Annotated in this window: 20 protein-coding genes and 3 tRNA genes; 17 read left to right on the plus strand and 6 right to left on the minus strand. The window is 62.0% G+C overall.

Features of this window, described 5'->3' with window-relative positions; genetic code table 11:
* Positions 1-29 precede the first annotated feature (29 nt).
* A complete protein-coding gene (locus tag E4631_RS06845) occupies positions 30-1,076 on the minus strand; it encodes a tetratricopeptide repeat protein (protein WP_133658769.1) in 1,047 nt (348 codons plus the stop codon).
* Entirely contained in the window at positions 1,073-2,077 is a 1,005-nt protein-coding gene (locus E4631_RS06850; RefSeq protein WP_133658768.1) for a VWA domain-containing protein, read from the minus strand. The genes E4631_RS06845 and E4631_RS06850 overlap by 4 nt, the downstream gene beginning before the upstream one ends.
* Positions 2,078-2,332: 255 nt before the next feature.
* Between E4631_RS06850 and E4631_RS06855 the strand changes: the two genes are divergently transcribed.
* The 5 genes from E4631_RS06855 (at position 2,333) to E4631_RS06875 (ending at position 5,500) form a co-directional block, all read left to right on the plus strand.
* A tRNA-Ser gene (locus tag E4631_RS06855) sits at positions 2,333-2,420 on the plus strand.
* Positions 2,421-2,509: 89 nt separating this feature from the next.
* A tRNA-Pro gene (locus E4631_RS06860) sits at positions 2,510-2,583 on the plus strand.
* A 19-nt stretch (positions 2,584-2,602) separates the two neighbouring features.
* A tRNA-Arg gene (locus E4631_RS06865) sits at positions 2,603-2,676 on the plus strand.
* Positions 2,677-2,866: 190 nt separating this feature from the next.
* A complete protein-coding gene (gene gyrB, locus E4631_RS06870; RefSeq protein ID WP_133658767.1) occupies positions 2,867-4,888 on the plus strand; it encodes a DNA topoisomerase (ATP-hydrolyzing) subunit B in 2,022 nt (673 codons plus the stop codon).
* Positions 4,889-4,984: 96 nt separating this feature from the next.
* Complete coding sequence (locus E4631_RS06875) at positions 4,985-5,500, plus strand: GNAT family N-acetyltransferase (protein ID WP_133658766.1); 516 nt, start codon at positions 4,985-4,987, stop codon at positions 5,498-5,500.
* Between the two features lie 5 nt (positions 5,501-5,505).
* Here E4631_RS06875 and E4631_RS06880 read toward each other — a convergent pair whose 3' ends face one another.
* Positions 5,506-5,958, minus strand: coding sequence for a nucleoside deaminase (locus E4631_RS06880; RefSeq protein WP_133658797.1), 453 nt, complete (start codon positions 5,956-5,958; stop codon positions 5,506-5,508).
* A 447-nt stretch (positions 5,959-6,405) separates the two neighbouring features.
* Here E4631_RS06880 and E4631_RS06885 point away from each other — a divergent pair, with 447 nt between their 5' ends.
* The 8 genes from E4631_RS06885 (at position 6,406) to E4631_RS06920 (ending at position 16,099) form a co-directional block, all read left to right on the plus strand.
* Positions 6,406-7,188 carry a sugar phosphate isomerase/epimerase gene (locus E4631_RS06885; RefSeq protein WP_205704213.1) on the plus strand — a complete coding sequence of 261 codons (783 nt, stop codon included), beginning with the start codon at positions 6,406-6,408 and terminating at the stop codon, positions 7,186-7,188.
* A 103-nt stretch (positions 7,189-7,291) separates the two neighbouring features.
* Complete coding sequence (locus tag E4631_RS06890; protein WP_133658764.1) at positions 7,292-7,876, plus strand: gluconate 2-dehydrogenase subunit 3 family protein; 585 nt, start codon at positions 7,292-7,294, stop codon at positions 7,874-7,876.
* Positions 7,854-9,578, plus strand: coding sequence for a GMC oxidoreductase (locus tag E4631_RS06895; RefSeq protein WP_133658763.1), 1,725 nt, complete (start codon positions 7,854-7,856; stop codon positions 9,576-9,578). The genes E4631_RS06890 and E4631_RS06895 overlap by 23 nt, the downstream gene beginning before the upstream one ends.
* 15 nt (positions 9,579-9,593) lie before the next feature.
* Positions 9,594-10,484 (plus strand): sugar phosphate isomerase/epimerase, encoded by an 891-nt coding sequence (locus E4631_RS06900; protein WP_133658762.1) that lies wholly within the window; start codon positions 9,594-9,596, stop codon positions 10,482-10,484.
* Positions 10,485-10,639: 155 nt separating this feature from the next.
* Positions 10,640-12,859: a penicillin acylase family protein gene (locus E4631_RS06905; RefSeq protein WP_133658761.1), complete on the plus strand. Its 2,220-nt coding sequence runs from the start codon at positions 10,640-10,642 to the stop codon at positions 12,857-12,859.
* A gap of 136 nt (positions 12,860-12,995) precedes the next feature.
* A complete protein-coding gene (locus E4631_RS06910) occupies positions 12,996-14,270 on the plus strand; it encodes an amidohydrolase family protein (protein ID WP_133658760.1) in 1,275 nt (424 codons plus the stop codon).
* A gap of 147 nt (positions 14,271-14,417) precedes the next feature.
* Positions 14,418-15,128, plus strand: a complete 711-nt coding sequence (locus E4631_RS06915) for a cytochrome b/b6 domain-containing protein (protein ID WP_133658759.1) — start codon at positions 14,418-14,420, stop codon at positions 15,126-15,128.
* 128 nt (positions 15,129-15,256) lie between these two features.
* Positions 15,257-16,099 (plus strand): molybdopterin-dependent oxidoreductase, encoded by an 843-nt coding sequence (locus tag E4631_RS06920; protein WP_133658758.1) that lies wholly within the window; start codon positions 15,257-15,259, stop codon positions 16,097-16,099.
* 134 nt (positions 16,100-16,233) lie between these two features.
* Here E4631_RS06920 and E4631_RS06925 read toward each other — a convergent pair whose 3' ends face one another.
* Both E4631_RS06925 and E4631_RS06930 read right to left on the minus strand, forming a co-directional pair.
* Positions 16,234-16,629: a hypothetical protein gene (locus E4631_RS06925; protein ID WP_133658757.1), complete on the minus strand. Its 396-nt coding sequence runs from the start codon at positions 16,627-16,629 to the stop codon at positions 16,234-16,236.
* A 108-nt stretch (positions 16,630-16,737) separates the two neighbouring features.
* The gene (locus E4631_RS06930) at positions 16,738-16,893 is read right to left on the minus strand and encodes a DUF2256 domain-containing protein (RefSeq protein WP_133658756.1); all 156 of its coding nucleotides are present in this window, start codon (positions 16,891-16,893) and stop codon (positions 16,738-16,740) included.
* A gap of 101 nt (positions 16,894-16,994) precedes the next feature.
* Between E4631_RS06930 and E4631_RS06935 the strand changes: the two genes are divergently transcribed.
* Together E4631_RS06935 and E4631_RS06940 are read left to right on the plus strand one after the other, a co-directional pair.
* Complete coding sequence (locus E4631_RS06935; RefSeq protein ID WP_133658755.1) at positions 16,995-17,747, plus strand: bifunctional 2-polyprenyl-6-hydroxyphenol methylase/3-demethylubiquinol 3-O-methyltransferase UbiG; 753 nt, start codon at positions 16,995-16,997, stop codon at positions 17,745-17,747.
* A 9-nt stretch (positions 17,748-17,756) separates the two neighbouring features.
* A complete protein-coding gene (locus E4631_RS06940) occupies positions 17,757-18,167 on the plus strand; it encodes a thioesterase family protein (protein WP_133658754.1) in 411 nt (136 codons plus the stop codon).
* 138 nt (positions 18,168-18,305) lie between these two features.
* Here the strand turns inward: E4631_RS06940 and E4631_RS06945 are convergent, their stop codons facing one another.
* The gene (locus tag E4631_RS06945; protein WP_133658753.1) at positions 18,306-18,848 is read right to left on the minus strand and encodes a DinB family protein; all 543 of its coding nucleotides are present in this window, start codon (positions 18,846-18,848) and stop codon (positions 18,306-18,308) included.
* A gap of 186 nt (positions 18,849-19,034) precedes the next feature.
* On the opposite strand from E4631_RS06945, the gene E4631_RS06950 reads away from it, so the two are divergent.
* Both E4631_RS06950 and ppk1 read left to right on the plus strand, forming a co-directional pair.
* Positions 19,035-20,720, plus strand: a complete 1,686-nt coding sequence (locus E4631_RS06950; protein WP_133658752.1) for an AarF/ABC1/UbiB kinase family protein — start codon at positions 19,035-19,037, stop codon at positions 20,718-20,720.
* 188 nt (positions 20,721-20,908) lie between these two features.
* Entirely contained in the window at positions 20,909-23,233 is a 2,325-nt protein-coding gene (ppk1, locus tag E4631_RS06955) for a polyphosphate kinase 1 (RefSeq protein ID WP_240734712.1), read from the plus strand.
* Positions 23,234-23,280: the final 47 nt, after the last annotated feature.

The following is a 23,280-nucleotide window of genomic DNA, read 5'->3' on the forward strand; positions in this document are numbered from 1 at the left end:
GCAAAAGTACGGCTAGCAGCGCAGCTGCCTCACCAGGTGGGCTGGCCGGGCGGCGGCGCGGTGCCCGCCCGGGGCCGGGGCCGCTGCTGCAAATACTGCTGCTCGCTGGCCCGCAGCGCATCCAGCAGCTGCTGGGCCTGCACGGGCGTTAAGTCCATCGCTTTCAAGCGTTCACGCTGGGTTTGCAGCTGTTGGTCGGCGTCGGTAGCCGCCTCGGTGCCGGGCCGGCGCCCCTGGCCCGCCGGGGCGCTGTTGCCCAAAGCTGCGTTGCCGGCATCGAGGCCCTGGCGCGTGCCCCCTGCGGGGCCGGTGGGCACAGGGCGTGCCGGCCCCGCGCCACCGGGTTTACTGCCTCCACCAGCGTTGGCTCCCGCCTGGGGGGTAGGGCGCTGGCGGTCGGGCTGCCCCGTGGGACCAGGCTGCGCCGCGCCGGTGGAGCCACCTGCGGGCGGCGGCCCAGAGTCGGGCACTTCGCCGGGCCGGTCGGTGCCGGGGGGGGGAGCGGGGGTAGGGCTGCGGCCCGCATCGGGTGGCGCCGCCGGGTCCTTTTTAGGCTGATTATCAGGCGAAGCGCCAGCGGGTGTGGCAGCGTCAGGGGGGGGTAGGGCCGGCGGCCGCTGGCCCGCCAGGTACTGGCTCAGTAGCTCGTAGTTGTAGCGCGCCACCGCGTTGGTCGGGTCGAGCCGCAGGGCTTGGCGCAGCAACCCAATGGCCTGCGAAAACTGGTGTTCCGTGGTCAGCAGGCCGGCCAGCTGCTGCCGCGCGGCGCTGCCAATAGCCGCCGGCACCGCCGGGCCCAGCAGGCGGCCGTAAGTAGCGCGGGCATCAGCCGTCTGCCCGGCCAGCGCCTGCGCCTGGGCTTGGTTGAGCAGCAGGGCGGGGGTAGGGCCGCCCCGCCCCGCCAGGGCCACGGCGCGGGCATATAGCCAGGCCGCCTCAGTAGCCTGGCCCCGCTGCGCCGCCGCCTGAGCCTGAAGCTTGGCCGCGTTGTGCTCGCGCACCCGCACCAGCCAGTCCCAACCCGGCAGGCTGGCCCCCAGCAGCACGAGCAGCATAGCTACGAAGCTGATTTTCATTGGTCGGGGCGCAGCACGCGCACGGTGATGAGGCTATCAATGAGCAGCAGCACCAGCGCTGCGCCCAGCGGGTAGCGGTAGCGGTTGTCGGCCACGGCCACGGTGCGGCCGGCGAGCTGGCTGGCCTCGGGTGTGGGCAGGGTACGCAGGCGGGCCACAAGAGTGCCCAGGCCATTTTCTTTGTCATTAAGCGCCACGTATTGCGCATTGGTTTGGGCGGCTATCTGCAGCAGCGGCGCCTCGCGCAGACGGCTCACTACCTGGCCGCCGCGGGCATCGCGCAGTGGCGTTTTGCCGCCCGGCGCGGGCACCGGGCCGCCCGCCGCCGTGCCTACCCCCACCGTAAACACCCGCGCCCCGGTGCGGGCCAGCGCTTGCAGCACGGGCTCCAGGTTCTCGCCAAAGTCTTCGCCATCGCTTAGCACTACGGCGGCCGTGGCGCGCGGTGGCGCGGCCCCCGTGGCCCCGGCCGAGCCGGCGGGCCCCAATCGGCTCAGCAGCAGGTTGAGGGGCGCGCGTAGGGTAGTGGGGCCGGGTGGCGTTAGCTTGGTGCTCAAGGTATTCAGAAACAAGTCTAAGGCCGATTGGTCGTAGGTGAGGGGGCACTGCACGTAGGCCTCCGCCCCGAATACGATGAGCCCCAGCCGGTCGGCCGGAAAGGCGGCGGCCAGCTCGCGCAGGGCGGCTTGGGTGCGTAGTAGGCGGGTAGGCGTCACGTCGGCCGCGTCCATCGAGCGCGATACGTCTACCAGCAGCCACACGTCTTGCCCGGCCGTGCGCACCGCTTGCTGCCGCACGCCCAGCGCCGGCCCCAGCCAGGCCAGCACCAGCAGCAGGCCGGCCGCCAGCCGCACGGGCAGCTTCCAGGCCAGGCGGGCCGCCCCAACTCCCAGCCGCCGCCCCAGCCGCGCCGTGCGCTGCGTGTAGAGCGTCAGCAGCAGCCCCAGCACCGCCAGCGCCAGGGCCGCGGGCCAAAAATCAGGATACGCCCAGGTGAGCATAAGGCGTGGCAGATGGTAAATGACCCCGGCAATGCCACCGGAGTCCGGCAAAACTACGCGCAGCCCAGAACAAGCCGCTTATTGAAGCAAAGGGAAGATTTTCTTATCGCCTGTAAGTCAGGTCACAGTCGGTATCGGGCGTGGCCGCATCGCCAACTTCTGCGCCCCAACCTGAAAAAAAGACGTGGATTTCGGCCAAGTGCTCGTATATTTGCACCCGCTAAGGTTAACCGGACCCTAGCAAGCCACTTGTACGGAGAAGTGGGTGAGTGGCTGAAACCAGTAGTTTGCTAAACTGCCGTAGCTCTAAAGGTTACCGGGGGTTCGAATCCCCCCTTCTCCGCATAGTTTTGGATTAAAAATCACGAATTAAAATTTACGAATTGCTCGTAAATTTTAATTCGTGATTTTTAACTCCTAATTAAAACACCTCGGGGTGTAGCGTAGCCCGGTATCGCGTCTGCTTTGGGAGCAGAAGGTCGTAGGTTCGAATCCTGCCACCCCGACATATTTTTCAATGGATTTGACCCCATAGCTCAGCTGGATAGAGCAGCTACCTTCTAAGTAGCCGGTCATTGGTTCGAATCCAATTGGGGCCACTTTATCCCGGACCCAAAGGGAGTTTATTAGTCTTAAAAAAAGCCCCTGCCGCAGCTGGCAGGGGCTTTTTTTTGGCTTGAAAATACCCCGGAAAAGATGCACAAAAACTAGGCAAAATGGAATAAAAAGAGTACTTTTGGATGTTCTCTTCCTGACTGGTTTTTCAGTCAGTTTAACCCCCTCTCTCGCATGAGTGAAGTAGTAGAAAAGAAAGCCCCCGCCGACTACTCGGCCGATAGCATCCAGGTGCTGGAAGGGCTGGAGGCGGTGCGCAAGCGCCCCAGCATGTACATCGGCGATACGGGTATCAAAGGCCTCCACCATCTGGTGTGGGAAGTGGTGGACAACTCCATCGACGAGGCCCTGGCCGGGCACTGCGACCTGATTCAGGTCACCATCAACGAAAATAATTCGGTTACCGTCCGTGACAACGGCCGGGGTATTCCCGTCGATTGGCACGCCAAGGAAGGCCGCTCGGCCCTCGAAGTGGTGCTGACCGTGCTGCACGCCGGCGGCAAGTTTGACAAGGACAGCTATAAGGTTTCGGGCGGTTTGCACGGGGTAGGCGTGAGCTGCGTAAACGCGCTCAGCATCGACCTCAAGGTGAACGTGCGCCGCAAGGGCCACCTCTACGAGCAGGAATACAGCATTGGCGCGCCGCTGTACCCGGTGAAAGAAATCGGCGATACCGACGAGCACGGCACGGAAGTGCAGTTCTTGCCCGACCCCAGCATCTTCACCGAAACGGTGTATCGCTACGCTACCATCGCCGGACGCCTGCGCGACTTGTCGTTCCTCAACAAAGGCATCCGCATTACCCTCACCGACCGCCGCGAGGTGCTGACCGGCGACGCGGCCGTGGGCCACGCCAACGCCGAAGGCTTCCGCTACGAGGAGTTTTACTCCACGGGCGGCCTGCGCGACTTCGTGCAGTACCTCGACGGCACCGAGCGGCCCTCGCTGCTCTCCGAGCCCATTTACGTGGAGAGCGAGAAGGGCGGCACGCCGGTGGAGGTAGCGTTGCAGTACAATACCTCGTACCAGGAAAACGTCTATTCGTACGTCAACAACATCAACACCGTGGAGGGTGGCACGCACGTGGCGGGCTTCCGCTCGGCCGTGACGCGGGTGCTGAAGGCGTACGGCGACAAGAGCAAGCTGTTTGAAAAGGCCAAGGTGGACATCACCGGCGACGACTTCCGCGAAGGCTTGACCGCAGTTATCTCGGTGAAAGTGATGGAGCCGCAGTTTGAGGGCCAGACCAAAACCAAGCTCGGCAACTCCGAAGTGAGCGGCGCCGTGAACTCGGTGGTGGGCGAAATCCTGGGCCAGTACCTGGAAGAAAATCCCGGCCAGGCCAACCGCATCATGGACAAGGTGATTCTGGCTGCCAAGGCCCGCATCGCCGCCCGCAAGGCCAAGGATATGGTGCAGCGCAAGAATGTGCTGGGCTCCAACTCTTTGCCCGGCAAGCTGGCCGACTGCTCCGACTCGGACCCCGAGGTGTGTGAGCTGTACCTGGTCGAAGGTGACTCGGCCGGTGGCACCGCCAAAATGGGCCGCAACCGGGCGTTCCAGGCCATTTTGCCGCTGCGCGGTAAAATCCTGAACGTGGAGAAAGCCCAGGAGCACAAAATTCTGGAGAACGAGGAAATCAAGAACATGATTACCGCGCTCGGCGTCACGTTCAACGAGCGGAAGTCGCTGGCTTTCGGCACCGATGATGACGGCAACGAAACGGGCCCGCTGAACTTCAGCAAGCTGCGCTACCACAAAGTCATCATCATGACCGATGCTGATATTGACGGCTCGCACATCCGCACGCTCATTCTCACGTTCTTCTTCCGCTACATGCGGCAGCTCGTGGACCAGGGGCACATTTACATTGCCCTACCCCCCCTCTACCTCGTGAAGCGTGGCAAGGAGGAGCGCTACTGCTGGAGTGAGGAGGAGCGCATGCTGGCCCAGGAAGAAATCGGCCGCGGCAAGCCCGACACCGTGCACGTGCAGCGCTACAAGGGCCTGGGCGAGATGAACGCCGAGCAGCTCTGGACCACCACCATGCAGCCCGCCACCCGCTCGCTCAAGCAAGTGACCGTGGATTCGGCCGCCGAGGCCGACCACCTCTTCTCGATGCTGATGGGCGACGAAGTGGCCCCGCGCCGCGACTTTATCGAGCAAAACGCCAAGTACGCCAAGCTCGACGTGTAAAGTACCGCGCCAGGCTTCGGCCCGACGTATTTTTCGCCCACCATTCCGGCCTTCGGAGTGGTGGGCGATTTTTTTGCCCCGTTTTCCTGACAACCTATGCAGCTCCTGCCCAGCGCTCCGGCGGATACCGGCGAGATTTTTCGCCTTTATAAAAACGCTTCCGACTACCAGGCGGCCATTGGCAGCATCGTGGTCTGGCCCGAGTTTGCGCGCGAGATGGTGGAGCAGGAGCTACGAGAGGGTAGGCAGTGGAAAATGCTGATTGATAATCAAATAGCCTGCGTATGGGCCATTGCGTTTGACGACCCCCAAATTTGGGGTGCCCGCAATGCCGACTCGGCCATTTACATCCACCGCATTGCCACCAACCCGGCTTTTCGGGGGCAAAAGCTAGTGGAGAAAATAGTGCAGTGGGCCAAAGACTACGCCCGGCAGCACGGTCAGCAATTCGTGCGGCTCGATACGATTGGCGAGAACCACGGGCTGATAGCCCACTACACGGCCTGCGGCTTCCACTACCTTGGGTTGGTTGAGCTCACCGATACGGTGGGCCTGCCCGCGCATTACCACGACGCCACCGTTAGCCTGTTCGAGCTGCCGGTAGGGGGGTAGGGAAGCTAGTAATCGGTGCGGCTTTCGTGCGCGGCCCAGGCTTGGAACGACACCAGCGCCTCGTCGCGCAGAAACTGCTGCATGGGCAGTTGGCGCTCGGCCAGGGGCTTGTCGATTTCGTCGTAGATGAACTGGTCGTCGAAGCCGATGGCCGCCGCATCGGCCTTAGTATTGGCGTAGAACACCCGCGCTGGGCGCGCCCAGTAGATGGCGCCCAGGCACATGGGGCAGGGCTCGCAGCTGGTGTAGAGGTCGCAGCCGTCGAGCTGGAAGGTGCCCAGCGCCTGGCACGCCTTGCGAATGGCGTCGACCTCGGCGTGGCAGGTGGGGTCGTTGGTGCTGGTGACCTGGTTGAAGCCGCGGGCGATAATCTGGCCGTCCTTCACGATAACAGCGCCGAAGGGACCACCGAAGCCCGCCTGCATGTTGGAGAGCGATAAGCGAATGGCCTCGCGCATAAACTCGGCAGTAGGCTCGGAAGGGGAGGGATTGATATTTTCCACGAGTTGATAATCAGTTTATTAGTGGAAAGAACCAGAAAAATTTCAGCTTTGGCTGAATCTTTTGCCGGGTTGTTTGTTCTATCCACGTGAAAGAATAGTTTTTTAAGGTGTTTTGGTTGGAAAGCCCTTCGCTACTGGCGTAGGGCTTTTTTCATGCCCTTTTTATTCGACCCACCGCCTATGAGACGCAGCCCTGCTGCCGGGCAAGCAGGCAAAATTAGGGCTTTTGCCGCCGCTCGGCGGCAGCGCAAGCAAAGGGAAACCGGAGCGAGAGTTGGGCCAGGCCGCTATCTTGGAGGAGCGGCAGTTTTCCTACCCCCTCTTTCCCACCCTTAGCGACCCGACTTGATGGCGACGCGCAGAGAATTTTTAACTACAACGGGCATTTTCACGGCTGGCCTAATGGCCGGTCAGCTTAGCGCCCGCGCCGCCGGCGGGCGGGCTATCGGCATTCAGCTGTACACGGTGCGGGCCGAAATGCTAGCTGATGCGCGCGGCACGCTGGCCCAGCTGGCAGCCCTGGGCTATAAGGAAATAGAGTCGGCCAGCAGCGCCAAAGGCCACTATTATGGCTTGAGCGCGAAGGAGATAAAAAAAATAACCCGCGACCTGGGCCTGACGCTGCGCAGCAGCCACGTGCAGGTGGATGAGCACTGGCCGCGCACCATTGACGAGGCTGCCGAGGCGGGCCAGCAGTACCTCATCTGCTCGACGATGCCCAGCACGGGCCAAACGGCCAGCAACTACGAGCGGGTAGCCGACGTGTTCAACCAATCGGCCGAAGCCTGCCGCAAGGCGGGCCTGCTCTTCGGCTACCACAACCACGAGTATGAGTTTGAGCAGGAGAATGGCCAGATTTTTTATGATATTTTATTAGCAAAAACTGACCCTAAGCTGGTGCATATGGAGCTGGATTTGGGCTGGGTGGTGGCCGCCGGGCACGACCCACTGCGCTATTTTGAGCGCTACCCCGGCCGGTTTCCGCTGTGGCATCTCAAGGATGTAAAGCGCGACAAGGCCGTGAGCACCGAGCTGGGCACCGGCCGCGTGCCCCTGGCTCAATTGCTGAAAAAGGCCCCGCAGGCCGGATTAAAGCACTTTTTTGTGGAGCAGGAAGAGTACGAAAAATCGGCCCTCGACAGCGCGCGGCGCGACATTGCCTACCTGCGGCAGCTGGCCTACTGAGCCGGCCCGACAGCGGGGGGTAGGGCGTGATGCGGGGCAAAAACCACCCGGTTTTGGAATGCCGCAAAAGCGGTAAATTGCATTGTCCCCTTTTTTCACTCGCATGATAAACCGACGATTAGCGGTCAGGCACCTGACCATCCTGGCTGGGGCAGCCGTGCTGCTGCCCGGCTGCCTGTCGCAGACCCAGGAGGAGCAAAAAGCTTCCTACCCCCTCCGGCACGTGGCCATGAGCGCCGGCCAGGAAAAGCTGCTCGCCGAGGTGTGCGAAACGCTGATTCCAAAGACGACCACGCCGGGCGCCAAAGACCTGAGCCTGCCCCTGTACGTGCTGAAAATGCTGGACGACTGCACGCCCGCCAAAGACCAGAAAACCTTTATGGCCGGCCTGGGGCAGTTCGATGCAGCAGCTAAGAAGCAGCTGGGGCAGTCGTTCGAGGCCAGCACGGCGGCACAACGCGCGGCGTTGTTGCAGCGCATCGACCAGCAGCCGAAGGCTTTTCCGGAGGAAGTGGTGGCCTTTTACCGCGCGGCCCGGCAGCTGGCCATCGACGGCTACACGGGTAGCAAGTACTTCATGACCAAGCAGGTAGTGTACGAGCTGATACCGGGCCGCTACGACGGCTATTTTCCAGTGAGTAAAGTTGATTTAGCTAATCCCCATCATGGCCAACCTCAATATCGATAGCATAAAAGCCCGCACGTTTGACGCCATCGTCATTGGCTCGGGCATGAGCGGCGGTTGGGCAGCCAAGGAGCTGACCGACAAAGGCCTGAAAACGCTGGTAGTGGAGCGCGGGCGCGACGTGAAGCACAACATCGACTACCCCACCACCAACCTCAACCCCTGGGAATTTCCGCACGGCGGCAAGGTGCCGCAGGACATTAAGGAGGCCAACCCCATTGCCAGTCGCTGCTACGTGTTCAAGGAAGACGCCATGCACTTTGTGGTGAAGGACGCCGAGCATCCCTACGTGCAGGAAAAGCCGTTTGACTGGATTCGGGGCTACCAGGTGGGCGGCAAGTCGCTGCTGTGGGCGCGCCAGACCCAGCGCTGGAGCAAGTATGACTTTGAAGGGCCGGCCCGCGACGGCTTTGCCGTGCCCTGGCCCATCGGCTACGACGATATGGCACCCTGGTACAGCCACGTGGAGAAATTTGCGGGCATCAGCGGTAACCGCGACGGCTTGCCCGCCCTGCCAGACGGCGAGTTTATGCCCGGCTTCCCGCTGAACGCCGTGGAGGACCACTTTCGCAAGCAGCTGCAGAAAACTCACCCCGACCGCCACGTTATCAGCGCCCGGTGCGCGCACTTGTCGAAGCCGCAGCCCATTCATTATGAGCAGGGTAGGGTGCAGTGCCAGAACCGGACGCTGTGCCAGCGCGGTTGCCCGTTCGGCGGGTATTTCAGCAGTAACTCGTCTACCATTCCGTGGGCGCTGAAGTCGGGCCACCTCACGCTCACGCCCAACCAGGTGGTGCAGAGCATCTTGTACGATGAGCAGAAGGGTAGGGCCACCGGCATCCGGGTTATTGATACCCATACCAAGACCACGACCGAGTACTATGCGCCGGTGCTGTTTGTGAACGCGGGCGCGTTGAATACCAATCTATTGCTGCTGAACTCGACTTCGGGCCGCTTTCCGAATGGTTTGGGCAATGACAGCGGCGTGCTGGGCAAGTACGTGGCGTTTCACAATTACAGCGCGCGGGTTTTTGCCGAGTATGAAGGCTTGAAAGACATGACCACCGACGGGCGCAACCCGGCGGGCGGCGGCTACCTACCCCGCTTCCGCAACGTATTCAAGCAGGAAACCGACTTTTTGCGGGGCTACGCCACTAGCTTTGGCGCCTCGCGCGGCTTGGTGCAGCCCACCGACGGCTTCGGCGCCGACCTCAAGCAGCAGCTGGAGCACCCGGCGCTGGGGCCGTGGCGGGTATCGGCGGGCATGATGGGCGAAACCATTCCGAAGGCGACCAACTACGTGCGCCTAGACCCCACCCGCAAGGACGAATGGGGAATGCCCTTATTGTCAATTTCAATGGCTTACGACGACAACGACGTCAAGATGAAGCAAGACTTCTTCGAGCAGTTTACCGACATGTTTACGCAGGCGGGCTTCACTAATATAAGGCCCCAGGACTCGCACCAGGCGCCCGGCCTCGACATCCATGAGATGGGTGGCGTGCGCATGGGCCTCGACCCTAAGACGTCGATGCTGAATAAGTGGCACCAGCTGCACGCCTGCCCCAACGTGTACGTGACCGATGGCGCGGCCATGACTTCGACTTCGACCCAGAATCCGTCGCTCACCTACATGGCCTTCGCGGCCCGCGCCGTAGACCACGCCGTGAGTGAGTTGAAAAAGCAAAACCTGAAAACTACCTAGCCCTACCCCCTCCCTATGAGTCATCGTCGCGATTTTCTGAAACAAGCTGGTTTATTTTCCGCCGCTGCCCTGGTGCAGCCCGCGCTGCTGCGCGCCGCGCCGGCCCCGCTTAAAATTGGCTTGCAGCTTTATTCGCTGCGCGAAACCATTAGCCAGGATGTGAAAGGCACGCTGGCCAAAGTGGCCCAGGCCGGCTACCAGGAAGTCGAAACCTACGGCTACAGCCCCGAGAAGCACTTCTGGGGCCTCACGCCGGGCGAGTTTCAGGCGGCGCTCGCGGCCCACGGCCTCAGCACTTCCAGCGGCCACTACGACGTGGGTGACTTCATGCGCGACGGCCGCGAGGAATCGCTGCAAGCCACCATCGCCGCGGCCAAGGGCTGCGGCCAGACCTACCTCGTTGTGCCCTACCTCGATGAGAAGCTGCGTACCTCGGTGGCCGATTTTAAGACCGTGGCTACCCGGCTCAACAAGGCTGGGATGCTGTGCCAGGCGGCCGGCCTGAAGCTGGGCTACCACAACCACGACTTCGAGTTCAAGCCCATCGGCGGCACCACGCTTTTTGACGTGATGCTGAAGGAAACCGACCCCAAGCTGGTCAGCTTTGAGCTGGACCTCTACTGGGTGGTGCGCGCCGGCCAGGACCCCATTAAGCTGATGCAGGCGCACCCCAAGCGCTTCCCGCTGTGGCACGTGAAGGACATGGACAAGGCGAGCCCTGGGTTAAATACGGAAGTTGGCGCGGGTTCTATTGACTTCCGAAAAATATTCGCCCACGCCGGTACGGCCGGACTCCAGCACATTTTTATGGAGCAGGAAAACTTCGGGATGGATGCCTATAAGAGCATCGCCCAAAGCGCAGCTTACATGAAAAAAACGTTGCTTCCGGCGCTGAAGAGGGGGTAGGGCAAACTTCCCAACTCGTGCGCAAGCAGGCCGGCCGGACGATATGCTCGACGCGCTCGCGCACGAGCTGGTAAAGTTCGCGCTACTGCTATGCAGCTTAACTTGCGCCTGGGCCGTCCCTGGGGTGAAAACGGGGTAAACCGGCCCGCCACCAGATGCAAAAACTGTGTACGCTTTTCCTGATGCTGGCCGCCGCTGAGGCTAGTGCCCAGGCTTTTACGCCCGTTGAAATGGTGAACTGGAAGCTGCAGGCCCAGCGCGTTACTATCGTGCGCGATACCTGGGGCGTGCCCCACATCACGGGCAAAACCGACGCCGATGCGGTGTTTGGGCTGCTGTATGCGCAGTGCGAGGACGATTTTGCGCGGGTCGAGGACAACTACCTCACCGCGCTGGGGCGGCAGGCCGAGGTAAAGGGCGAGGCTGCTCTCTACGACGATTTGCGCCAGCGTTTATTCTTGGATTCGGCGCGGGCCGTGCAGATTTATGGCCGTAGTCCACGCTGGATGAAGGACTTGCTGCACGCCTTTGCCGACGGCACCAACTACTACCTCGCCACCCACCCCACGGTGCGGCCCCGGCTGCTGCACCGCTTCCAGCCCTGGATGCCGCTGCTCTTCAGCGAGGGTAGCATCGGGGGCAACGTGAGCGTGGTGCCGCTGGAGCGCCTCAAGGCGTTTTACAGCCAGCAAAAAGGCACCTCGTACCAAGCGCCCAAGCCCACGGCCGACCGGCTGGCTTTTGAAAAAGCGGAGGAAGAGCCGACCGGCTCCAACGGCTTCGCCATCGGGCCGAGCAAGAGCGCCAGCGGCCATCCGCTGCTGCTCATCAACCCGCACACCTCGTTCTACTTCCGCTCGGAGGTGCAGCTGACCAGCGCCGCTGGTCTCAACGCCTACGGCGCCGTAACCTGGGGGCAGTTCTTTATCTACCAAGGCTTTAATGAGAAATGCGGCTGGATGCACACCTCCAGCCAGGCCGACTCGATGGATGAGTACCTCGAAACGGTGAGCCAGCAGGACGGTAAGTATTTTTACCAGTACGAGGGCAAGCAGGTGCCCCTACCCACCGATACACTGTCATTGGTGTACCTCAAAGACGGGCAGCGGCAGCGGCGGCGCTTCACTACCTACCGCACGCCGCACGGCCCTGTGGTAGGCAAGGTGGGAGAGAAGTGGCTGACGGTGAAGATGATGGATACGCCGCTCGAAGCCCTGGAGCAGAGCTACCTGCGCACCAAGGCCCACGACTACGCCGGCTTTCAGAAGGTGATGCGCCTGAACGGCAACGCCTCCAACAACACCGTTTTTGCCGATGCCAGCGGCACGATTGCCTACTGGCACGGCAATTTTATGCCCCGCCGCCCGGCCGGCTACGACTACGCGCAGCCCGTGGATGGCAGCACCAAGGCCACCGAGTGGCAGGGCCTGCACAAAGTAGAAGAATTGGTGCAGGTGAAAAACCCCGCCAGAGGCTTCATCCAAAACTGCAACTCGACACCCTTCACCGTATCGGGGGAGGGTAGTAGCCCCGATAAAAAGCAGTACCCCAGCTACATGGCGCCCGATGCGGAGAACTACCGGGGCATTAACGCGGTGCGGGTATTGAGCCGCAAAAAAGCGTTTACCCTCGACACGCTCATCGCGGCGGCTGACGACCCGCACCTGGTGGGCTTCGAAAAGCTACTGCCCTCGCTGGTGCGCGATTGCCAGCTGCTGCTCGACGAGCCCGGCGGTACCCTACCCCCCGGCGTGGAGGCGGCCCTACCCCTGCTGCGCGCCTGGAACTTCAACTATAGTAAAACTTCAGTGGCCCAGACGCTGGCCATTTACTGGGGCGAGCGCATCCAGCGCCTGGCGCGGCCCCGCGTGCCGGCCGGCCAAGCCACTGATTATATTAGCTTTACCAACTTCGTCATCGAGCACACCACGCCCGAAGAAAAGGCCGTGGCCCTGAGCGAAACCATTGCCGAGCTGAAGCGTGATTTTGGCAAGTGGCAGGTACCGTGGGGCGAGGTGAACCGCTACCAGCGCCTGACCGGCCAGATTGACGAGACGTTTGATGACCAGCAGCCGAGCCGGCCGGTGGCGTTCACGTCGTCGGCCTGGGGCTCGCTGGCCGCGTTTGGGGCGCACACCTGGCCCGGCACCAAGAAGCGCTATGGCTACGTGGGCAACAGCTTCGTGGCGGTGGTCGAGTTTGGGCCCCGCGTGGTGGCCCGCTCGGTGGTGACTGGCGGCCAGGCCAGCCGCCCCGACTCGCCGCACTTCACCGACCAGGCCCCGCTCTACTGCGAAGGCCAGTTCAAGGACGTCTGGTTTTACCCCGAAGACGTGCAGAAGCACGTGGAGCGCCAGTATCGGCCGGGCGAGTAGGGGTAGGGATTCAGAGAAATTCTACGAACAGCCCGCACGTCATGCTGACGAAGGAAGCATCTTGGTCAATTCATTCAAGGCCCGCCAGTATATTTTCTTCGTCAGTATGACGTGCTGCTAATCAATGGGTAATGACATGAAAAAAAGCTACTTGTTTTCCTTCTGGCTGGCGGCACTGCCGCTGCTAAGCCGCGCTCAAACCAGCCCTGCCCCCGCCACGCTGCTCCATCCTGCCGCCGTATTCGATGGCGAAACCCTGCACCCCGGCTGGGCCGTGCTGGTCGAAGGCGAGAAGATAACCGCCGCCGGCCCGGCCGCCCAGGTGAAGGTTCCGGCCGGCACGCGCACCCTGGAGCTGCCCGGCCTCACGCTGCTGCCAGGCCTCATCGAGGGGCACTCGCACCTGCTGCTGCACCCTTATAACGAAACCAGCTGGGACGACCAGGTGCTGAAGGAGCCGCTGGCCCTGCGCGTGGCCCGCGCCACCGTGAGCGCCCAAAAGACGCTGCTGGCCGGTTTCACCACCAGCCGCGACCTCGGTACTGAGGGCGCCGGCTACGCCGACGTGGGCCTCAAGCAAGCCATCAACGAAGGCATTATTCCGGGTCCGCGCCTGCTGGTGGCGACCCGCGCCCTGGTGGCCACCGGCAGCTACGGCCCGCGCCTGGCTGCCGTCGAAAACCTGCCCCAGGGCGCCCAGGAGGCTGATGGCGTCGATGGCATCGTGCGGGCCGTGCGCGAGCAGATTGGCCACGGCGCCGATGTCATTAAGGTGTATGCCGACTACCGCTGGGGGGTGAATAACGCCGCCGAGCCCACGTTCTCGCTCGAAGAGCTGACGCTCATCGTGCAAACGGCGCGCTCGGCCGGGCGGGGGGTAGTGGCCCACGCCAGCACCGCCGAGGGTATGCGCCGCGCCGTGCTGGCCGGCGTCGAAACCATCGAGCACGGCGACGGTGGCACGCCCGAAGTCTTCCGCCTGATGAAACAGCGGGGGGTGGCGCTGTGCCCCACCGTGGCCGCCACCGATGCCACTTCGCAATACCGGGGCTGGAAAAAAGGTCAGGACCCCGAGCCCGCCCGCGTCACGGCCAAGCGTCAGGCGCTGGCCGCCGCGCGCCAGGCCGGTGTAGCACTGGCCATGGGCGGCGATGTGGGCGTATTTCCGCATGGCGACAACGCTCGCGAAATGGAGCTGCTGGTGCACGACTACGGCCTACCCCCCCTGGAAGTGCTGCGGGAAGCCACCAGCGGCAACGCCCGCATTTTCCACCTCGCCGACCGCGGCCGTGTGGCCCCCGGCCTGCTCGCCGACCTCGTAGCCGTGGCCGGCGACCCCACCCAGCAGGTAGAGGCTCTGCGCCAGGTGCGCCTCGTCATGAAGGGCGGCGTGCTGTATAAGCAGCCGTGAGGGGATAGGGTAAGCTTTAGCTTGCCGTTTTTAGTGCCGGTAAGCTAAAGCTCACCCTACTCTGTTGTAAGGTCGCGCTCGCTACCGCGTCTATGCTTGGGTCGGCGGCTTGCTACCTTCGTAAGCGCATTGGCGCCGCTGCTTTTTATGAAAAAACTCGTCGAAAAACACCCGCTGGCTATTCGCTGGTTTCACTGGGTCAACTTCCCGGTGCTGATGCTGATGATATGGAGCGGGCTCTGGATTTACTGGGCCAACGACGCGTACCGTATCGGCTGGGGAAATACTACGCTCTACAAGTTTTTTCCGCAGTCGTTTTACCAGTTCGTGCACCTCGACCACAAGCTGGCGCAGGGCATGGCCTGGCACTTCGTGCTGATGTGGGTGTTTTTTATCAATGGCCTGCTCTACGTCGGCTACACGTTTCTCTCCGGCGAGTGGCGCTACTTGCTGCCCAACCGCCACTCTTTCCGCGAAGCTATTGAGGTAACGCTCCATGACCTGGGACTGCGCAAAGCGGCCCCGCTGGTGCAGAAGTACAATGGTGCCCAGCGCATTGCCTACACGGCCGTGCTGCTGATGGGAGTAGGCTCGCTGCTCACGGGCCTGGCCATATATAAGCCCACGCAGTTTGGCTGGCTCACGAGCTTGCTGGGTGGCTACGGCGCGGCGCGGGTCGAGCATTTTGTGCTGACCATTGGCTACGTGCTGTTTTTTGTGGTGCACGTGGCGCAGGTGGGTCGCGCCGGCTGGAACAACTTCCGCTCGATGGTGGCCGGCTTTGAGATTGAAGATGTGCCCACTGGTGGCGCGGCCGGCCCCGTGCTGGCCCAGCGCGAGCCGAATAAGAGAGGCTAATATTCTCCGTTTGTCATTGCGAGCTTGCGAAGCAATCGCACCAGAACGGAATCGTTCGAGTGTCGTTCTGGTGCGATTGCTTCGCAAGCTCGCAATGACAAACGGGTAACAATAAACAACGAATTATAATGGACCAAAAGCCTATTCCGCCGCATGTGTCGCCCGATGGCGAAGACCTGCGCCTACCCCCCGGCTCGGCTCTCGACCGCGAGGCCACGCGCCGCACCCGGCGCTCGTTCATCGGCCTGGGGCTGGCGGGGCTGGGCGGCGTGCTGGGCTGGCGCTACCTGCTCAATCGGCCCCAGATTGAGGGCGTACCCGCGCCCTTCCGCCAGGTGCTCAACGCCAACGGCCGCCTCACGCAGGCTTACCTGCGCGAAACGCGACTAGCCCCCGAGTTTGCCAAAAGCCAGGGGGTAGCGAAGGTGCGCACCAACGGCAGCGCCGGCCTCACCTCTGCCCTCGACCCAGCCGCCTGGCGCATGGTGGTGCAGCCCTACGGCGGCGGCAAGGCGCAGGAGTTTACGCTGGCCGATATCCAGGCCCTACCCCGCGTCGAGATGACGACCGAGCTCAAGTGCATCGAGGGCTGGAGCATTGTGGTAAACTGGGCCGGCGCGCGCTTCTCCGACTTCCTGGCCAAGTACCCACTGGCCAGCCGCAGCGGCCAGCCCGTCAAGGATATAGCTAATCCACCCGCCGACCTGGCGCCCTACGTAGGCATCACTACTCCCGACGAAAAATATTACGTGGGCCTCGATATGCCCACCGTCCTTCACCCCCAAACGCTGCTCTGCTACGAGATAAACGGCCAGCCGCTGAGCCTGGCGCACGGCGCGCCGCTCCGCCTCGTCACGCCCCTCAAATACGGTATCAAGCACCTCAAGCGCATCGGCACCATCGCCTTCGCCGACACCAAGCCCGCCGATTACTGGGCCGAGCAGGGCTACGACTGGTACGCGAGCCACTGAGGAAGCTACAAATCAAAAAAGAACGTCATGCTGAACGCAGTGAAGCATCTCGCCCGAATCGTTGGAGTTACTAATTCTAACGGCGCGGGCGAGATGCTTCGACAAGCTCAGCATGACGTTCTTTTATTAGGCAATTACATCACTACGCGTATCTCGTAGTGCTCGGCTTGCGAATCTTGCGCATTAGGCACGCGCCAGGCGCCGACGCGGCTGGGGCCGTAGCCGAGGTTAACTTTCACCCACTCATCGCGGGTCGAGAGCAGGGCCAGAATATCCTGGCTGAGCTTATCAACTGCATCCTGGGCATCCTGGTGTTGCAGGGCCAGCTCGTCGGCGTGCTGGTCGAACGAGCCCGTGGGTGGGCGCTGCTCAAACTCGGCGGCTGATTGTGCCACGGCGGCATCGTGGGTGGCCTCGTTGCGCTCGGCCACGTGGAGCTTGCGCAGGTCTTCTTTGGCGGCGAGGTAGGCTTCTACTTTCTCCACGAGGGGCTGGAGGTCGGGGTTGAGGTAGTCGAGGTTGGAGGCCATTGTTGTGAGCTGTTAGCCATTAGCTGCTAGCTGATAGCTTTTTAGTAAATGAAACAGAGGATGTAAGGGGAGTAAGAGCTCAGGGCGCAATCAAAAAAAAGCTAGCAGCTAAGAGCTAACAGCTTTTTTGTTGCGTTGGCATTTTTCGCTGCAATATTTCACCTCCGCCCAGTTGTTGCGCCACTTCTTGCGGTATTCGAAAGAGAGGCCGCACGTAGCGCAGATTTTGGTGGGAAGCTGGCCTTTTTTCTGCGAAGCAACCATAAGGGAAAAGTAAAAAGCGAAAAGCTGCCGGACCTTTGCTGGCCGGCCCAGCGCTGTTTACGTTCAACTGCGCAGTTTTGGCCATGCCTACCCCCCTCCGTATGCCCCACCCCGCCCCCGACCTCATCGGCCAGGCCCTGCTCGACTACCAGCACGGCCACCACGCCGCCGCCCTCACCGTGCAGTGCAGCGCCGCCGAGGATGAGCCGCTGCCCGCCGCCTATTTCTTCCGCACCCTGCTGGCCATGCCCGAGCTCGAGCGCCAGGCCCTCGACGAGTGCCGCGGCCGCGTGCTCGACCTGGGCGCCGGCGCCGGCTGCCACTCGCTAGAGCTGCAAAGCCGCAATTTTACCGACGTGCGGGCTGTGGACCACTCGGCTGGCGCCGTGCAGGTGATGCAGGCGCGCGGCGTGCGCCAGGTGGCGCAGCACGACATTATGGCCCCGCGCAGCGCCGATGAGCGCCCCTACGATACCATCCTGCTGCTGATGAACGGCCTGGGCCTGGCCGGCACCCTCGAAGGGCTCGACAAGTTTCTGGTGCACGCCCGCAGCCTGCTCGCACCCGGCGGCCAGATTCTGGGTACCTCCTCCGACATCAGCTACCTCTACGAGGACGAGGAAGGCGCGCTGGTTTTCAACCTCAACGGGCCGTATTACGGCGAGGTAAGCTATACTTTTCAGTACAAAGGCCAGGCTGGCGAGCCGTTCCCCTGGCTCTTTATCGACGCCTCCCTGCTCGAAGATGCCGCCCGCCAGGCCGGTTACGAGGTCGATTTTCTGGGTGATGATGAAAACGGCCAGTACCTGGTGCGCCTCACGTTGGCCGGAGGCTTCGAGCCCACTATCGATTAGCAACTCCTTATGAATCATAGCCAAACCTACACTGTGCGCTGGGCCGAATTGGACCCCAACGGCCACATGCGCCACTCGGCCTACGCCGACTTTGCCGCCGACCAGCGTGTGCACTGGCTCGCCAGCCTGGGCTACACCGTCCAGAAATTTGCCGAATTGCGCATCGGCCCCATCCTTTTTCGGGAGGAAACCAAATTCCTGAAAGAGCTGCACGGCGGCGAAAGCATCCGCGTGGAAGGCGTAGTAACGGCCGCTACCCCCGACGGCGCCCGCTGGACTATCCTGCACACCATCTACAAGGCCGATGGCCGCGTGGCCGCCACCGTGGAGGTCGATGGCGCCTGGCTCGACCTCGACCGCCGCAAGCTCACTACCCCACCCGCCGAACTGGCCCAGGCCCTGGCGGTGGGGCAGGAGTAGAAATCGCCTGTCCTTGCGAGCGTAACGAAGTGGAGCGCGGCAATCTTTCCTTGTCGTTGTGGTACTAACCCTGACGTGAAGGAAGGATTGCCGCGCTCCACTTCGTTACGCTCGCAAGGACAAAGGTGCCCTACCCCCTCATTTCAGCACTTTGCCAATGCGGTTGAGTTGCTGCTGATGGTGCAGCGTGTGGTCGAGCACCGACGCCACGGTTTGGCCAATAGTGAGCCAGCCGGCCCTTGGGTGCCGAAAAACCGTGTGGTGCAGCTTGGTGCCCGGAAACTCGTGCAGCACCTGCTCCAGCTCGCGGCGAATGCCGGCCCACTCGGTACGCAGCGCGGGCAGCGGCGCGATGGCCTCGGGCGCGGGCGGCGGCGTGAGCATGGGCGGCACCTTAAACTTGAGGCCGGGCAGGCGCAGTGCGATGCGCAGCAGCAGCGCCCGCAGGCGGTTTTTATACGAGCCGGGGCGCAGCGCGCTGGCATCGGCGGCCAGCGTTTTGCGTAGTGCCTGCACAATCCTCTTTTCGGTCGTCAGCAGGTGGTGAATGACCTGGGCGGCGGCCCACTCGCCGGGTACGGGCGGCGTGTGCGCGCGCGGGCCCAGGGCCTCAGCAGCGGCCAGCGCGTGCTCGGTAGCCAGGTCGAGCTGCTCAAGCAGCAAGTGTAGGCGATTGGTCATGGTCGGGTGGGAATGAGGGGGTAGGGCAGTCAGAACCGCACGTATAGCCGCCCGGCGGTGCCCCGCTTCGGGTTGCTAGCCGGCGGCGTAGCTTTGGGCAAAAGGTAAGCCATATACGCAAGCCGGGCCCGGCAAGACCTAACCTGGGCCGCAGCTTACTTTAAAACCGCTAATCGCGCCGCGTTCGTGCTATTTAAGAACACAATTTCCAACCTTTCGCGCATTCGGCAGGTGGCCGAAGTCTTGCTGCGCTACGGCTTCAAGGACGTGGTAACGACCACGCCCCTGCGCCGCCTCGTGAGCCAGAGCCGCCGCCTGCGCTGGCTGGAAAACGACGAACGCGCGGTGTTTGAAACTACGAGATGGGAACGCATTCGATTGATTATCGAGGAATTAGGCCCCACTTTTATCAAGCTGGCCCAGGCCCTGAGCAACCGGGCCGACCTGTTGCCGCAGGCCCTCATCGACGAGTTTGAGAAGCTGCAAAGCAACGTGCCGCCCTTCCCGGTCGAGGAAGCCCGCCAGATAATCGAGGCCGAGTTGGGCCGCCCGCTAACCGAGGTATTTGCCGAGTTCGACGATGTGCCCATTGGCTCGGCCAGCATTGGGCAGGTGCACCGGGCGCGGCTGCAAACGGGCGAGGAAGTCGTGATTAAAATCCAGCGGCCCGGCGTGCGCGAAAAAGTGGAGGGTGACCTGCGCCTGCTGCACGAGCTGGTGCGCCTCACGGCCGGCTTCCTGCGCAACCAGGGCCTGGCCAACCCGCAGGACGTGGTCGATGCCTTCGAGCGCAGCATGACCAAGGAGCTCGACTACACCTCCGAGGCCCGCGCCATGGAACAAATGCGCAAGCTCTACGAGCACTACGACACGTTCTACATTCCGCAGCCCTACCGCGAGCTGAGCACGGCCAAAGTCCTGGTTATCGAGTTTATAAATGGCTGTAAGATAACCGATAAGCCGCAGCTGCTGGCCTGGGGCCTCCGCCCCGAGGTGGTGGCCGAAACCGGCATGGATATCTACCTGACCCAGATTTTTGAGTTCGGGTTTTTTCACGCCGACCCGCACCCCGGCAACGTGCTCGTGCGCCCCGATGGCACGCTGGTGCTCATCGACTTTGGCATGGTGGGCAAGCTCACCAAGCAGCAGAAATACGCCTTCGCGGGCGTATTTATCGGTATGGCCCGGCAGGATGCGCGCAGCATGGCCCTCAACTTCCGCCGCCTGGCCATCAGCAGCGACATCCCCGACATGCGCGCCTTTGAGGCCGACCTGGGCCAGCTCATCGAAGACTTCGCGGTGCTCGATGTCAAGGACATGAGCATGAGCGATTTGGCCGATTCGCTCCAGGGCATCATCTACCAATATAAATTGCAGGTGCCGGGCGCGGTATTCCTCATCTTGCGGGCGCTGGTTATCCTCGAAGGCATCGGCAAGGTGCTGCATCCCAGCTTCAACACCTTCGAGTTTGTGCGGCCCTACGGCGCGCGCATCCTCAAGGAACAGTACTCGACTGCCAACCTACTCAACGAGGCCGAGTACACCGGCACTCAGCTACTGGCCTTGCTCCAGGCCCTACCCATCGACCTGCGCCAGATAATGCGCAAAATCAGCAAGGGCGAGCTGCGCGTGAAGGTCGAGCTGAGCGGCTACAACACGCTGCTGCGCAAGGCCGACCAGCTGGTGAGCCGCACCATCCTGGCGCTGCTGATGCTGGGCAGCCTCATGTTTGCGGGCTTCAGCCTGCTGGGCCACTACCCCCCCGAAATGCCCTATTACCGTGGCCTGCCCATGATTACGTGGTACAGCCTCGGGGCCACCGCTTTTCTGTTGCTGCTTCTCACGCTACCCCGCCGCGCCCGGCCCGAGTAAGGCTGCACCTGTCTTTTTAAAGAGGGGTAGGGAGTGGGGCGGGGCGGTTGCATGGGTAGGCTGTTTTTGAGGGCTATGCGTAAAATAGTTGCCGCCCTGCGTTACTGCCCGGTAGCTTTGCATTTCTACGGGGCCCCGCGCCGGCCGCATCTGCGTAATCTGCCCCATCCGCGTCAATCTGCGATTCTATGAAACTATTTAAGTCCGCCGACCTTATCCGCAAAAGCAAGTACATCAGCCGCGACCTCAGTTGGTTGCGCTTCAACTACCGCGTGCTCGACCAGGCCAAGGACCCCGGCCGCTCGCTGTTTGATAAGCTGCGCTTTTTGAGCATCACCAGCTCCAACCTCGACGAGTTTTTCATGATTCGGGTGGGCTCGCTCTACAATTACCTCGACTATGGCAAGGAGCGCGTCGACTACTCGGGCCTGCGCGAATTGCCCTTTCGGCGCAAGCTGCTCGACTTTGCCCACCGCTTCGTCAACGACCAGTCGCTGACGTACTTAAACGAATTGAAGCCGCAGTTTGAGAAGAACGGCTTTAGCATTCGGCGGATGGAGGAGCTGACCGAGATTGAGCTGAAAAAGGTCGAAGGCTACTTCAAAAACACCGTTTTCCCGCTGCTCACGCCGATGGTGTACGACTCGTACCACGGCTTCCCGCTCATTATTAACCAAGTACTGACCTTTGGCGTGGTGACGCGTGAAGGAGGGGGTAGCGAGGGCGCGCCGGTGAGCACCATGCTGCCCGACCTGGAGCGCGGCCAGGAGCGCCTCACGTTTGTGCAGATTCCGCAGAACCTGACGCGGTTTTTTGAAATCACGCGCAAGGACCGGGTGGTGTTCGTGCCCATCGAGGAAATTGTGCGGGCCAATCTGCCCAAGCTGTTTCGCAACGTCGAAATCGTATCGGCCGACCTGCTGCGTGTCACCCGCAACGGCGACTTCACGCTGGAAGAATCGGAGGATATCGACAGCAACTTCATCAAGGAAATCCAGACCGGCCTCAAGACCCGTAAGCGGGGTAGGGTGGTGCGCGTGGAGGTCGAGCCCGACGCCTCGGCCCACCTCATGAACATCCTGCGCGAGCGCTGGAACATTGACAACGGCAACATCTTCGTGATTCCCGTCTTGCTGGATATGAAGGGGTTAAACCAGATTTTGCGCTACCCCTCCTTCAAGGGCAAAGGCTCGAAGCTGCCCGCCCCGGTGCTGCCCCTGAGCCTGCCCGAAGGCGCCGAGGACAACATGTTTGAGTACCTCAAGCACCACGATGTGCTGCTACATCATCCTTACAACAGCATCGAAACCGTGGTGCGCCTGCTCGAGCGCGCCGCCGAAGACCCGCAGGTACTGGGCATCAAGCAAACGATTTATCGCCTGGCCGAAGACTCGCGCGTGACGGCCGCGCTGCTCAAAGCGGCCGAAAACGGCAAGCACGTCTCGGTGCTGTTTGAGGTGAAAGCGCGCTTCGACGAGGAGCGCAATATTCGGGAAGGCGCGCGGCTCGAAAAGGCCGGTTGCTTCGTCATCTATGGGGTAGGGAAGTACAAGACCCACACCAAGATGCTGATGATTATCCGCAAGGAAGGTGAGAAGGTGACGCGCTACGTGCACATCGGCTCGGGCAACTACAACGAGCAAACCTCGCGCCTCTACACCGACTTGAGCATGCTCACCACCAACGATACGTATGGCCACGACGTGTCGGAGTTTTTCAACGTAATCACGGGCCACTCGCAGCCCGACGACTACGAGTACCTCATCACGGCCCCGCGCGACATGCGCCAGCAACTTATCCACTTGGTGCGCGAGGAGGCCAAAAATGCCAAGAAAGGCCTGCCCAGCGGCATCGTGATGAAGATGAACTCGCTGGAAGACCGGGAGTTAATCGACGAGTTTTACAAGGCCAGCAAGGCTGGCGTGCCCATGCGATTCATCGTGCGCGGCATCTGCTGCCTGCGGCCGGGCAGGGCGGGCCTGAGCGAGAATATTGAGGTGAAGAGCATTGTAGGCGAATACCTGGAGCACGCGCGCCTCTTCTACTTCCACCACGGCGGCGAGGCCCTCGTCTACGCCGGCTCGGCCGACGCGATGGTGCGCTCCTTCGACCGCCGCATCGAGGCGTTGTTTCTGATTGTAAACCCGCAGCTGCGCCGCGAGGCCATCCAGATTTTGCAGCTCAACCTGCTCGATAACCTCAACAGCTACCTCATGCGGGAGGACGGCGCCTACATCCGGCAGGTGCCCGCCGCCGGCGAAACGCCCGTCAATATTCACCGCGACTTCTACCGCCGCCCCGACGAGGCGCAGCTGGCCCAGGCCACGCCCGAAGGCCTGCTGGCCCTGCTGCACGAGCAGGCCGTTCAGCGCCGCCGCCTAGCCGAAGAAGTAGTAGCGCCTAACCTGGCCGTCATTGATGTCGAGGCCGATAGCTTCGGCCAGGGCGATGTCATCATGGAAGATGAAGTGGAGCAAGAGGCCGACATCGCCACCACGGTCGTAGACGAGTAAAACTGGATGTGGGAATGGGTAAAAGAACGTCATGCAGACCGTAGGGA

The sequence above is a fragment of the Hymenobacter sp. UV11 genome (genome assembly GCF_004684095.1).
Classification (GTDB): Bacteria; Bacteroidota; Bacteroidia; order Cytophagales; family Hymenobacteraceae; genus Hymenobacter.